The sequence below is a fragment of the Anaplasma phagocytophilum genome (assembly GCF_023476575.1).
Lineage (GTDB): Bacteria > Pseudomonadota > Alphaproteobacteria > Rickettsiales > Anaplasmataceae > Anaplasma > Anaplasma phagocytophilum_A.
In genome coordinates this window covers 1-14,516 of sequence record NZ_JAHLEX010000021.1, presented here as the reverse complement: position 1 = coordinate 14,516, position 14,516 = coordinate 1, and the positions used below count along the sequence as shown (strand labels likewise).

The window sequence follows — 14,516 nt, the reverse complement described above, 5'->3', positions numbered from 1 at the left end:
GATATCTTGTAACATGTACCACAACAGAACCTGGTTTTTTTCCGTAGGCGTAGCATTCCGTTACAACACGCCGTATATGATTTTTGTAATGCGCTGATTGGTACATTTGCGTGAAGTAGCTATATAGGCCTTATCACAAATGCATTATTTAAAGCCAGAATTATTTCACCTCCAAAGCTTTCACACCTTCAAGCAGCAATATCTCTTTTTCCATTGATATAAACCCACTAATTCTAAAAGCGTGCACTACACCGCATGTCATATCCTACTATTAAACTATATGAATCTTCTCAAACAATACCCCATCGCAAACCTATCTAAATAAAATTCATGGGGTCCACATCGATAACTACACGTACATTACGCAACTTTTTGTATTTCTCTCTGCACTCTGACAGTAAGCTCTTAATCGCTGAAACACTGGTAACTTTCAAAAGCACCCTATACCTATGCATGTTGTTTAACAAGCTGATAGGCGCTGGAGCCGGTCCCCAAACTGTTATTTTACCAGCCATGCTCGCGACAATCTCATTAGCCACAGCAATAACACCTATTTCTTCTCTACCTGAAATTATTATTGATACTAACCTCATGTACGGAGGCATTTCGGCTACTTTTCTTGTTTTTAGCTCTACACTATAAAAATCATCTCGATTACTTGACAGCAACGATTTTATAACCGCACTATCCGGATCATACGTCTGTAGTACAACCTGCCCCTTTTCTTTATATCTACCAGAACGACCAGAAACCTGATGCAACAACTGATACGTCTTTTCTGTTGCCCTAAGATCACTATTCCCCAACCCTAAGTCCGCATCTATAACACCTACCAATGTCAATTTCGGAAAGTTATGCCCCTTTGCTATAATCTGCGTACCAATAATAATATCCACTTCTCCTTGCAGCACTTGCTCAACGATACTATTTGCCTGTTGGGCACTTACATCACTGCTTAGGACCACAGAGCGTGCTTTAGGGATGAGCTCTTGTATACCTTCCAGTATCCTTTCTATACCCACACCGTAGGGGCTCATGGTGTTATACTCTTGGCACGACGGACACTCTCTTGGTATCTCGCAACTATATGCACAGTAGTGGCATAGCATTCCTCCTAAAACTCTGTGCTCCGTAAGCCATGTACAGCAGTTTGGACAGTTTACTTTGTGTCCACACTTTTTACACAGTACAAGCCTTGCATATCCCCTTCGGTTCAAGAACAACATTACTTGCTGCTGCTTCGCAAGTGTTTCGCATATCTTTTCGTATAAGCATGTCGACAGCCATGCCTTTTTCAGTTCGTCTTTACGCATATCCGCCACTATTGTGTCTGGCATCACCGCTTCCCCAAACCTTCTCTTCAATACTACATGATTGTACTTCTTCTGCTGTATGTTATTCATGGTTTCCAGTGATGGAGTCGCTGTACACAACACTACTGGAATGTCAACGTGCTTTCCCAATACAATAGACATGTCTCGCGCATTGTATATCATCCCGCTATCCTGTTTGTATGAGCTCTCGTGCTCCTCATCTACAATAATCATCTTCAGATTTTTAAAGGGCAAAAATAGCGCAGATCTCGCCCCCACAACTATAGAAGTAGTACCACGCGTCACGGCAAGCCAATTCTCCCTACGCATTTTTACCGTTAATTCAGAATGCCATTCCACTGGATTACAAGTGGAAAAGTAGCCGTAAATCCGCTTCATAAGCTGCGTTGCTAAAACGATTTCAGGAAGGAGTACCAATACCTGAGCATCGGTACATTCCTGTAAGAGCTTCTCCGCAGCAGTACAATAAACTTCTGTTTTCCCAGCACCTGTCTTCCCATCCAATACAGTGACCGAAAACCCTGTAGAACGCTCTACTATATAGTTACACGCATCACTTTGGTCTTCAGATAGCTGTGGCAATTTCCCCACTTCTATATCCACATCATTAACGCTCGTACTCTGCGCTAAATCACCACCTAGTGGCATAAATTTACCCCTAGGCATACCTGAAAATACCATCTTCAATACCATACCTATGGGTACGATGTTGTAATTGCTGACCCACTGAATAAATTTGATAAACGACGGAGCCATAGAGGGCAAAATAAGCTTATCTTTGATGTACTTCAACTCTAAATCAGATTCGATGCTATTTTTAAGATCCGTAACCAACCCTAATGCAACTCTATTGCAAAAGGGTACACGCACATAATCACCTACTGAAATCTGAATTTCGTCTTGGACCAAATAGTAAAATGACCTATCCAATGGTATAGGAAGTAGCACCTCAGCAATCATAATGCTATACCTACCTCTCTACAAACTTTGCTGGCCATACCCCCAACTCCCTCAGAAAACCTACCGCAAAACACCAGCGCTTACTATATAACACATAGGCGCACACTGTAACCTACCAAGTACCCCGTGTTATGCAACGAGGTTAAATTTTCCTTTACTATGACGGTAATTGGAAATACCTGCGGACTCAACCACATACCCTCCCGCAGAAAAGCTCCTTAATCGGGGGGAGCAGCTTCACTACACCAATGCCATAACACACGTGATGCTATGCTGTCTCTTCTACCTCAATTCTAGAAAAAATCATGAATAATCCCAGGTGATATACTATACCGGACCCCCCATGGACTTCGTCGGTATTATTCCATACCTGTCACACGATAGAGCTACCGCTACTGCAGATAACTAAGAAAAAGCCACAAATCCTAACACAACGTGGCATCCGGATACTAAAAAAGCTGATGCACCGTTAGATACCTATGGCAAAATCAACGCAAATACTTCAGCTATATTGCTTCCACCTCAATTCGAGAGAAAATCATCCATAATTCCCAATGCTATCTTTATGGATACATCCACTTCAGCATGCTGCCCTACTTTTTTCTCCATGCCTATCAAGAGAAATTCTGGATGCATCTGTAACAACATGTTACCTCTACTATCCTCTACAGCCTCTATAATACCATCATCAGCATATGCAGTCACCTTGTATCCAAGATCTAGCAATCTCTTTACATTATGCTCACCAATGTCTATACCCTCGTTGTGCATATCAGGAACATAAAACCTCAAGGAACCACCTGCTTCTGCACCCCTAGCAGACTCAATAATCTTCGCTAACTTACTCCCAGGCACCACATTGACTCCAAGCAATGACTTACCATATTCCCTTGGATGTTTTTCAGACACATTATGTGATGCCACCATTTCACTAGAGCGGAGCATGCTATCTAGGCGCTTTATCTTCACTTTCTGAGAGTGCAATACCCCCTGTAATCCACCACAAATAGCTAATAGCTTAATATCATGTCTATCTTGCATAATACTAACTATAGCATCAGTAACTAACTGTCTATACGGAACTGGAGGAAAAGGAGGACTACTGATGTTGTAGTAGTTACCAGGAATAAACACCCTGTCTATCTCATTATCTAAGAGAAACTTATCCACTCTCCTCACGATACTAAGGGCGTCAGAACCAGCACCAAGTTCTTTCATTATCACATTATAATCTATGAGAACTACTCTCTCAGCACCAAGCTTTAGTAATAAGCCCTCAATGTCCTTGGCAGTCCTATCCTCTCCGGCATAGGTAGAGTACTGAGTAGATAATAGCCCTACAATGGCCTTTCCCGCAGCAGCCTGTGCAGATAGAGACAAAATAAGCAATACCGTGAATAGAACATAAAAACCTACTGCGTTCCTAGAAGCAGGATTGTTTATAAAATTCGTCATACCCGCAACATGCCCCATCTGAATAGCCATCCTACACGGGGCTTGTAGCATCAATCCCCTAATTTTTCCAAATCATAATGTTTTTTCAATCTTTTAACAAAGATATATCTTAAATAATTGATAATCATAATTTAAACGTAGGTATAGTGTAATTTTTTATTTTAATAGTAATCTAAATAATGATTTTTCCGTGGGATACTCTGAAACTAACACGCCTTTCCAGTTGCATGTATTCAGAGCATCACGTACCCTTTTACTAATAGTATATACAACCACAGTATTGAGACACTCTGTGTACTTCTCTTCCACTAAGTTCATAAAAATTTTCGCAGTTTCCATAGAATAAAACAGCGCTCCTGAAATTTTCCTCTTACTAAGCAAATCACAACACTCAGGGCTCAGTTCAGTGCTCCTTATGGTCTTGTACAGTATCAATTCCTCGACGGTAATCCCAAAGTTTCTGCTCACCTTACTTAAGTCATGTGAAATATTTGTACCCCGGATATACAGCACTTTAGAACTATATGATTTCGTTCTCAGATAATGCAGGAGATCCTCCGCTGTACCGCTCACCGTTTCAACATTTTGGAATCCTAAACTAAGTGCATGCTTCATAGAGCTATCACCCACAGTGACAATGGGAATGCTTCTATTATCAGTAGCTTGTGCCATTCCAGTAATGCCATGTCTACTAGTAGCTAAAACAACTTCGTAGCCCTCTAGTCCCGTTATTTCTGTGGCAAGGTAACGTACTTCAAACATAGGCTCGATGAAAACGTCAAACCCCATCGCAATTAGAGCATCTCTCGACTTCACAGAGTCACACATAGCACGCGTCAGCAGCAGCATAAAATACCGGAAATTACTCTGTAACAATTTCTCATAGAATAAAGCACTCTATTTAATCAAGCACTACATAACAACTAAGTATCCTATGAATCTCTTATTCCCTGCCATGATAGTAAGAAAAACAGCCCCGGGAAGAACTGTGCGCTATGTACCGTAACTTGACACAGCGCTCATTGTTGTTTTCTACAGATAAGCGCAGCACATTACGTAAAAGCGCAACTCCAGCAATGTCTCTCGCTAAGTCTAAACCAATGAGTTACACACCAAACTTTTTCGTACTGTGTAGATTACTACCAACAATAAACAGAGTTCGTTTTAGACGTAGTCACTCACTTCTAAAAGCAACGCTACACCACAATAAGCTGCCTACACAACATACTCAGATCCCGCGTATCAGTATGCAAAATGCTGAGCGCCCACCCCATATGCATCATTACCCTAAAACTGCCTCTCAAACCCTATATTCTTCTGCACGCTACTTGGAGCCACTGTTTCACTTCTTCACTCACGCGTGGTGAAATCACCTCAAACACAAAGCTATGATACTCATTGAGATATTCTATCTCCTCACGACTAAGCATACTATGATCTATCATATCCAAACATATAGGAACACACGTAAGCTGTCTGAATCTATAAAATCCCCTACCACAATCCACAACGTACATAAGATTTTCTATTCTGATACCATAAGCATCTTGCTCATAATATCCTGGCTCATTAGACAAAACCATACCAGGCTCTAACGGCACACTATTAATAGGAGAAATAGCTTGAGGTCCCTCATGTACCGAAAGAAAGCTCCCAACCCCATGACCAGTAGAATGCCCATAGTTCAGTTGTTTTTGCCACAGATATTGGCGTGCTAAAACGTCCAATGCAGCACCAGTAGTACCTATGGGAAATGCTGCATTTGCAACAGCTATAAAACCTTTGAGAACCATAGTAAAACGCGCGACCTGTTCTACTGAAGGAGCACCTATTACAACTGTACGCGTGATGTCTGTTGTACCATCAGAATATTGGCCACCGGAGTCTATAAGATATATACCATCTTTTTCAAGTACCTTATTGCTCTTCTCATCCACCCTGTAATGGACAATGGCTCCATTACCTCCGAATCCGGAAATAGTTTCAAAGCTCTCTCCCATAAACATATCCTGCTGCTGCCGAAACTCCCTGATTTTCGATACAGCATCAAGCTCGGTAACCCTCATATTATTCGCGATACTACAATCAAGCCAATACAAAAAATTGACTACTGCAACCCCATCCCTAACATGGGCTTCCTTCATACCATAAATTTCGACAGCATTCTTTTTTGCCCTGAATATGGTGCAGGCGTCCTGATCTTCAATTACAGACACCCGATCCTTAATCATATCGAATATGTACATGGGAAGAGTTGAGGCATCTACCGCTATGTTGCTTAAGCCCTTTAGGACATTAGGTAGCTCATTTATCTCAAGTACATTAATACCTTTTCCATCTATAACTACTTGCTCTGAACCTTCGATAAAGAGATCTACCCTTCCATCCTTATACAAGATAGCACGAGATAAAACTGCCGGATTATAGGCAAAGTCTAAGTTACGTATATTCAGCAACCATGATACAGAATCTACATCCGTTATGAGCATTGATTCACAATTCTGCATCTTAGATGCTAAAATCGCACGCTTCTCATGACTTTCAAGCCCTGCAAATCGCACTGGATGCGATACAACACGCTGCCGAATCTCCATAGGTCTATCCCAGAGTTTATCCAGCATTTGACACGAGAGCATTTTCAGACAAAAGTGCTTAAATCTTTGTATTTGGCGAAGAGTAAATAATTCGCCATAATAGCCTATTATAGTTCCTAATGGCAAATTCTCTTTCAACCATATCGAAGGAGTAACGTCGCTCATATCGTAAATATCGTAGCAACTTTGATCAACCTCTAAGGAAGCTTGAATGGAATATCTGCTATCGGTAAAAAAGATACATTTCCCCTCACTACGTATTATAAGAAACGCATTTGATCCCGTAAATCCACACAAACATGCAACTCTCTGCCTATTCTCATTCACATACCCTGACTGATATTCATCTGCGTGATTCAGCAACAGTGCTTCCACACCTTGCTCACGCATCGCAAGCCTCAAATCTCTAAGCTTCAAATTCATACACCAGTTCCTCATAACAGAATGCAGGGTTTTTACAGCAGAACTCGGAAATCCAAGCTTGGAAAATTGTAGAAGACAACTATTATGGCGATTTACAACTCACACCCTAGAGTACCAATCCTGCACGGCCCAATACTCAGTTAGAACCCTAACTTACCGAGATCAACGTAATATAAGGACATTATCGGGTTCTTGCAAAATACCTAGACCTTTCTTATTAATCATGTAACAAACAGATAATTCTTCTCGAAAAACGGGAAATAGAAGCGTGTTATGTGCACGGTATTAGAAAACACCCAAGATGTTTTAATCTTGGTATAAAACAAGCTCATCTTTTTTCATAACAAAGCGGAAATTCTTCAAAAAACTCATTCCCAACAAAGATGTCTCTAGCTGAGAAGTGCTAATACTTGCACCAACATTTCTGGCTATCAAGGCGCCAACTTTCATCTCAGGTATTAAAAAGTATTGGGCTTGTATGGCACCATTTGCAGTATGATAAGTTTTTGACGTCTTTGAGGGGCGCATGTGTGCACCTATCCTATGCGCATCTTTGTGTGAAAGCACAACATCAGTTGCTCCGGTATCAACAAGAAATTTTATATTTTCTCCGTTAATAGATGCAAATACATAAAAATGTCCGTCACTAGACTTACGCACAGAAGCCCCCACACCATAAGCCTGAGATGCTACACTAACAGCCGTTGCACCCCTGTGCTGATGCATTTTATTCTTCAGATCAAACACAAAGGCAACCCCTATGGTTAATCCTAGCCAAAAAACTACATACTTAGCAGACTTCATCCAAAAATACCTCCTAAGGTGCTTTTCACAATACCACCCAATAACTGAACAGTGCAAACCTAAATGAGAATCTATTCTAGAATAAAACGCCGTAGTAGCACTGCTATATTATTAAGCACATACTACAAAAGTGACTCATTATGATACGTCTATAGATACAGCTTGACGCAAAATTCAGCACATGTCATGCACAAAGCATCCAAACCTGCACTTACCAGTGCTAAAACACACTACGTCTTCAAAAAACACCGATAAACCGAGCTGCACGAGTCTATATGCAACTATAATTGATGACTGAGCGCGTGTAGCTTATCAATACTGTATTAATTTCAGATTATCATAGGCACACGACAACAAAAAACCCAGGCAACCATTGCTGAATCCCAGGTATATGACACAATATGAATGTGCACTTATCAGAAGTACTTTATGCAATCATGTAGTGTGGCAAATCGTGAAACTTTTTACTGTCCTTAAAGTACATTAAAACTGCAAAATGCTCCTTTGCTTTAGTGGACTCAGCCCTGATAATCCCCATATAATAAACGAAAAACCATAAAACTATCACGTAATCTGCGGAATAGTAGTAGGGTACGCAGAGTTATATGGTTCAGTTATTTACAGCATCACCGCTACCATTCTGCTTGGCAGCACATACAGCATCGGTTGAATAGTGCTCACAGGTTTGAAGGCTCAGGCAGTACATTTGTCATTCGCATTGTTCCTAGTGTATTTAGTAGTGCCTTCTTTTAGTAAGGAGGCAAAGTGTCGTAGCACTCTAGACTGGATATGAGCTATTTCAGGAAGGGAAATAGAAGCTATGCTGTTTCTTATGTGTTGATCTTTTATGATGCTTTGGCTGCAAGAGTTGCTATTCCCAGTGGGGTAGATATAGTTGCGACAGTAATAGGCATTATTCTTTTACTAGAAGCCGCAAGACGTCCCATAGGATTCCCCATAGTCTTGGGGGTAAGCGCTTTTCTGCTATATGCAGCTTTTGGCTACTTGATGCCTGAAGTAATAGCTCACAAGGAATACGATGTCGCGTCTATCATCTAACATGAGTGGTTTACTACCGAGGGCGTGTTTGGTGTGGCGCTGGGCGTGTCGTGTAATTTTGTATTTTTGCACGTTCTTTTTGGAGCCCTGCTGGTGCCGGTAGCTTTTTCATGAGATTGTCGTTTGGACTATACCGAAGTTCAACTTTTCTAAACAGATTCCGTGCTAATTATAAAGTGTTAATGCCAAGGAAGGTATAACCAGGCTCCACGCTCACTCCACTAACATTCTAGCAAACCAGAAAAGGGTATTGCCGAAAGTAGCTGAGAAAGCATTTTCTCATCAAAATCACTTACAATTCACAATAATTGCACGAACATCTAGCCATATAAGATAGCGCTGGCATGGCACTTACCTCATTGTATTCATATTTCCCTTAGGAGCATACTAGAGTGGGCCAGCACAGCAGAAATGGCTCTTTCGCAAGGCCCTCCGCTTACGCTACCCAAAAGTTCAGCAAGAACACCAGTACAGAAAATTCTCTCTAATGTTTCTGTTACAAGAACACACCCTAATCATGGCGCAAAACTTCAGCTATTCAACCCACGTATAATTCTACGTAAGCCCCACACACTGCGTTTATGGGGCTAATAAAAACCGCCCTTGGGCAATTTTCTCCCAAGCTGCTTTGAAAGCCAATAAATGCTCTTTTTCACTCTTACTTAAATACTCAAGCAAGGAAACAATGCACTTATTGTAGCAATCTGTCGTGATCCTCTCCTGATGTTGCATCAGCCTTAAATACACAAGATAAGTATTTACCACATCAGTTTCGCAGTAGTCACGAATCATGGATAGCTGGCCATTGTCATATAATTCCGTGACAGCAGAACCATCAGTACCAAACTTCCCTGGAAAGCCCATAACCGCACAGACCTCATGCATCTTAACTTTAGCAGATGCACCATACTCCGAAAGGTAATCTAACAAATCACAGTGCCAATCTACGCTATACCGCTGAAAGTAATTATTCCACTTGTCCCCAGCTTTGTACAAATACCCAGCTTGCACCCCGTGGAGCATAGCCCTGTATTTAAGCACCGGAAAATCAAAAGTTCTACCATTGAATGTAACAAATCGCGGTTTGATGGCAGAAACGTAACTCAAAAAACCCTTCACTAACTCTTGTTCCGAAGAAAGAGCAGTACCACCAGAACGTATTTCCTGCAGAGTGAAGGACTCGTATCCACCACCTCTCTTGATATCCGCACGCAAAAAGCTGATAGCTACTATCTTATGAAATGGCTGTCGCAAAAATGAATTCTGCCCATTCGTAATATCAAGGTGATAGTTCGCCATAGCTTCTCTTTTGGCTAAGATATCGTCATCCTCACCAACTGCCTCACCTATGAGATTATTACAGATATCAGTATCTGGAATAGTTTCTATGTCAAAAACAAGCAAAGAATCCAACATCACATGTACCCATATTCCCACACAGTGGATATTAACCCGCAAAATAAATACACAAACCGTCTCCCCTGTAAATCATGAGTATCCAACACATTCTTCCAGATTATCTTGCCAAAACTTGCGCACTTTTACAAATAGGTAAAGATGTACCTTTTTGTTGAGCATAGCACTTAGCTCATGTCTCGAAGAAGTGCTCACACTCTTAATCAGCGCAGCATCTGCTCCGACAACAATGGTTTTTTGGCTCTCCTTCATCACGTAAATAACTTGCTTGATTATCATGCTATCACCCTTTTCCTCTATCTGCTCCGTCACTACAGACAAGGAATAAGGCAGCTCTTGCCTTAGCGCTAGGTATAACTTTTCCCTGGTTATCTCCGCCGCAAAGAATTCTAAAGTTGCGTCAGTACGATATTCTTCCGGATATAACCATGGTCCATCACATGCTGATTCTTGCAAATAGCCAATTAAATCCCGTACCCCAGTTCCGTACAACGAAGAAACTGTGAAAACCCTATCAAATTTGTGCAATAGCTGCACTTGCTCTGCAAAAGCTGCTAACTCACCTTCATCAAGAAGGTCCATCTTGTTAATTACTGCAACAGAAACAATATCATCTCGTTGTAATCTTTTAATAATCTTTTCAACATGCACGCAGATCCGCCGCTTAGCATCGAGCACTAGAACAACCATGTCCGCACCCTTCATCGACATCCATGCGTTCTTAACAATAAACTTCTCAAGCTTTGTCTTAGGAGAAAAAATCCCCGGAGTATCAGTAAACACCAGCTGTACATTACCTTCATTAAGCACAGAGTTCATTTTCACTCGGGTTGTGTGCACCTTGTTAGTAACAATAGAAGCCTTAAATCCAACTAACTTGTTAATTAAGGTTGACTTGCCAGCATTGGTCATCCCAACAACAGCAACCAAAGAACATTTCATCAATCCCGTATTCTCGATTTCCACACGCTCACCAAAATTAGAAAACACAAAAGTAAACTCCTATACACCCGCACTATGACGTAGCAAGCATATCACACGTGTAACAGCCAAAAATAACGGGTTACTTCCCCTTTAAAAGATTCATTATGTCAGAATCTGCAATCTTATCCATCTTCATCTGACTAAACTTACTTATCATGGAATTCATTTGATTATACTGCTTTAGCAGCGCATTTACAGCATCAACTTTAACTCCCGCACCCTTCGCTATTCTTGCCTTCCTCGCACCATTTAGTATCTCAGGATTCGCCCTCTCTTGCTTCGTCATTGAGTTAATAATCGCAATGTACATGTCCACTTTGCTGTCATCAGCTATCCCAGCAACTTTGCGTTTTATGTCACTACCAAAAGCGGGTATAAACTTCATTATATTAGCAATACCACCCATTTTGTTCAAAGCTTTCAGCTGAATAACAAGATCATCCAAATCGAACTTACCCTTCTTGGCTTTTGCCTGCAGCTCATTAATTGTATCCTTGCCAACCGCTTCTACCGCCTTTTCTACAAGAGATGCAACGTCTCCCATATTTAACATTCTACGAGCTATTCTATCAGGATAGAAATCGTCCAAATCTTCCGGCTTTTCTCCTGTAGACATGAACTTTATAGGACACCCTGCAACCAACTTCATAGATAAGATGGCACCACCCCTAGGATCACCATCCGCCCTAGTAAAGATCGTCCCAGTAATGCCCAATTCCTCATTGAACTTACGCACCATTATGACGGCATCTTGCCCCATCAAGGAGTCTACAACCAATATAATTTCAGCTGGTGATACCTCCTTCTTCACACACTTCAGCTCATCTATCATGTCTTGATTAATGTGCAATCGCCCAGCCGTATCCAAAAGTACAACATCATGCCCTTTGAGCCTTGCTTCCCTCATGGCACGCTTCGCAATATCAAGTGGTTTTTGCTCCTCAACGATGGGAAGACTGTCTATCCCAACCCCATCAGCCAAAACTTTCAGCTGTTCCCGAGCCGCAGGACGATATACATCCAAAGATGCTACCAGCGGGTTTTTAGAATCCTTTTTTAACTTAAGTGCCACTTTTACTGTGTTAGTAGTCTTCCCAACACCTTGCAGCCCAACCATCATGATTACTGCAGGAACCTTTCCCTTAAGATCAAGAGCGCTCTTCTCATTACCTAAAACTTCAATCAGACACTCTTCTATGCGCTTTATGACCATCTGTTCCGGGAGCACCCCTTTAACTACATCGCCCCCTATGATCTTGCTTTTGACATTTTCTATAAATTCGTCAACAACACCAAGATTAACATCCGCATCCAACAATGCCTGAGTTATATCTTCTATGACAAGATCAAAATCTTTGCTGGATATCTCCCGCTTTCCACTTAACCTTTGTAGCGCGGAAGAAAACCCCCTGGTTAAAGAGTTAAACATAAGCCCATACCAAAACAACAATACAAATACACAACATAACCAAAAGCAATGTAGAGCTAACAATCCCGGATGGCGATCTTGATGATACCACAGTAGAACCACTAGTTTCTATGCTAAAAGCCCCCCCCGCAAAAAGGCCTCCTAACACCTCTCTCATGCACGATGCAGCATGTGCAAACTTTTCTGCCATGATAAAGAAATGCTGATAGACCCAGCTATCCCCTATAGCAGACTCGTACCGTCCCAAAAACTGCCTTCTAAACAAAATAAAAAACAGAACAACGCCACCGAGCCATGCTAGCTTAGTTGCTACAGAACTAAATGTATATACAAATTTATGCTCTGAAAAAAGAAAGCCTTCACCATACAATACACCAGATACAGTGATAATAAGCGACAACATTAGAACTGAGAACTTGGAAGAAAAAGAACTAGGCACATGCTCCGGAACTGTAGAACAGGGCTTTAAGCATGCTAACCAAAAAAGCTTCATTCCATTACTCACAAATAACAACCACCCCAACACAGGATGCATATACTTTAAGAGCATATAATCAAAACTCTGCAAGTTCATATGTAGCATTAGCGCTTTCGCTACAAAACCGGCAGTCCACGGGAAACCCACCAAATTCAACAGAGCCACTACACAACCTATAGCCTCCATAGATGCCAAGCTAAAACACCCAGCCATTCTGTTAATATCAACATGACCAGAACGTTTTACTACTGAATCAGCAAACATCGCCACAAGAAGCTGGTATAATACTGAAAATGACAACTGCACTACTATAATGTCTGCTGGTATTCCTTTACACCCAATAGCCATCATCAGCAGCCCTGCCTGCCCTACAAACCCGTAAGCCATCAGCCTGCGAACATTTTTCTCAAGAAAAGCAAATACCGCAGCATATATAGAAGTGAAAATACCAAAGTATAAAATTATGGACTCACCAGAAAAGAACTTCAACAAAACATATAATGCCACTTTAGTTGTAAACAAAGAGAGCACCATCATCCCAAAACTTGACGACACTGGATATGCGCGTACAAGCCATGATGATACAGGAAAAGCCGCTGTATTTATTATCAAACCAAACATAAAAAACCATCTAGGCATCCCTTCTAGAACCCCTAAATGAGCATGCTGGCTTGCACCTACAAGCAACAAAAAACCAGAAATAAAATGCAGACACGCATAATGTAAAAATGCAAAATCCCTGCCTTTATATGCTCCAAATGCAACAATACACACCGCAGCAAGCGCCATCATTTCGAAACCAATAGTTAGCAATGTGAGATTTGAAAATAGCAATACTGCGATACTGCTCGTACAATACAGCAGAGCACATAAGAGCTCCTTAAAACCTACCCTACACCTACAAAATATGCAAAACATAGACGCAAGGAACGACATAATCAGCGGCACAGCACTGACTTTGTCTAGCGAAAACACGTGTTCCCTAGCAAATGCCTGAAAAACATTACTGAACGCAAAATTATACAAAGAACCCATGGAAAATGTAACATCTAGCCCTGTACTCTATATACCTGTACAATCCTACACTAACAAGTCAATATCCAAAGCCACAGGTTAAAACATTATTTCGAAACCAAAGACACAAATCATAGCACATGCATAACGTGTTACTTGAATCAGTAAACGCATGTCCTCTGCACCGAAAAACCACACACATCACATTGCTGTAAATTCCAATACTTTGCGCGGCTGTAGCTCTTATCAACTACTTCTTGATATAGTATGCACACATAGAAGCTTCTATAACCCTCATCTATGCGCTTGGGTTGGGGTACATAAACCCTATAAGCACCGTAACTATTTGCTTAATTATAGCACAATGCCTGCCGTCACAAATTTGCAATCCCCCATTTAGATACCAAGGATAGCAGCCTTTATTGCGATATACACGCGATAGACTCATTGTCAAAGTCATAATTCTTTGCCAACAATATGATGGTGCGTGCCCACAGAAACTGCTGATCTAATCCGCATCTATGCGCTGAGATATATCAACCCTTATTGCAAGCAGTCGATGTATC

10 protein-coding genes are annotated in these 14,516 nt (G+C 41.3%); 1 reads left to right on the top strand and 9 read right to left on the bottom strand.

What is annotated here, in order from left to right; genetic code table 11:
- Positions 1-317: 317 nt before the first annotated feature.
- The 5 genes from priA to KPX09_RS01895 form a co-directional block, all read right to left on the bottom strand.
- Positions 318-2,294, bottom strand: a complete 1,977-nt coding sequence (gene priA, locus KPX09_RS01915; protein WP_249548709.1) for a primosomal protein N' — start codon at positions 2,292-2,294, stop codon at positions 318-320.
- 522 nt (positions 2,295-2,816) lie between these two features.
- A complete protein-coding gene (locus KPX09_RS01910) occupies positions 2,817-3,800 on the bottom strand; it encodes a gamma-glutamyl-gamma-aminobutyrate hydrolase family protein (RefSeq protein WP_249548708.1) in 984 nt (327 codons plus the stop codon).
- A gap of 105 nt (positions 3,801-3,905) precedes the next feature.
- The gene (locus tag KPX09_RS01905) at positions 3,906-4,598 is read right to left on the bottom strand and encodes a uroporphyrinogen-III synthase (RefSeq protein ID WP_249548707.1); all 693 of its coding nucleotides are present in this window, start codon (positions 4,596-4,598) and stop codon (positions 3,906-3,908) included.
- A 458-nt stretch (positions 4,599-5,056) separates the two neighbouring features.
- Positions 5,057-6,766, bottom strand: a complete 1,710-nt coding sequence (locus KPX09_RS01900) for a M24 family metallopeptidase (protein WP_249548706.1) — start codon at positions 6,764-6,766, stop codon at positions 5,057-5,059.
- A gap of 306 nt (positions 6,767-7,072) precedes the next feature.
- Positions 7,073-7,570: a TIGR02281 family clan AA aspartic protease gene (locus KPX09_RS01895; protein ID WP_249548705.1), complete on the bottom strand. Its 498-nt coding sequence runs from the start codon at positions 7,568-7,570 to the stop codon at positions 7,073-7,075.
- Between the two features lie 789 nt (positions 7,571-8,359).
- Here KPX09_RS01895 and KPX09_RS01890 point away from each other — a divergent pair.
- Positions 8,360-8,629 carry a hypothetical protein gene (locus KPX09_RS01890; RefSeq protein ID WP_249548704.1) on the top strand — a complete coding sequence of 90 codons (270 nt, stop codon included), beginning with the start codon at positions 8,360-8,362 and terminating at the stop codon, positions 8,627-8,629.
- Positions 8,630-9,208: 579 nt separating this feature from the next.
- Here the strand turns inward: KPX09_RS01890 and KPX09_RS01885 are convergent.
- The 4 genes from KPX09_RS01885 to KPX09_RS01870 form a co-directional block, all read right to left on the bottom strand.
- On the bottom strand, positions 9,209-10,045 hold the full coding sequence (locus KPX09_RS01885) for a 3'-5' exonuclease (RefSeq protein WP_249548711.1): 837 nt from the start codon (positions 10,043-10,045) through the stop codon (positions 9,209-9,211).
- Positions 10,046-10,117: 72 nt separating this feature from the next.
- On the bottom strand, positions 10,118-10,987 hold the full coding sequence (gene era, locus KPX09_RS01880; protein ID WP_249548710.1) for a GTPase Era: 870 nt from the start codon (positions 10,985-10,987) through the stop codon (positions 10,118-10,120).
- 121 nt (positions 10,988-11,108) lie between these two features.
- Positions 11,109-12,458, bottom strand: a complete 1,350-nt coding sequence (gene ffh / locus KPX09_RS01875; protein ID WP_249548703.1) for a signal recognition particle protein — start codon at positions 12,456-12,458, stop codon at positions 11,109-11,111.
- Entirely contained in the window at positions 12,451-13,962 is a 1,512-nt protein-coding gene (locus KPX09_RS01870; protein WP_249548702.1) for a proton-conducting transporter membrane subunit, read from the bottom strand. The genes ffh and KPX09_RS01870 overlap by 8 nt, the downstream gene beginning before the upstream one ends.
- Positions 13,963-14,516: the final 554 nt, after the last annotated feature.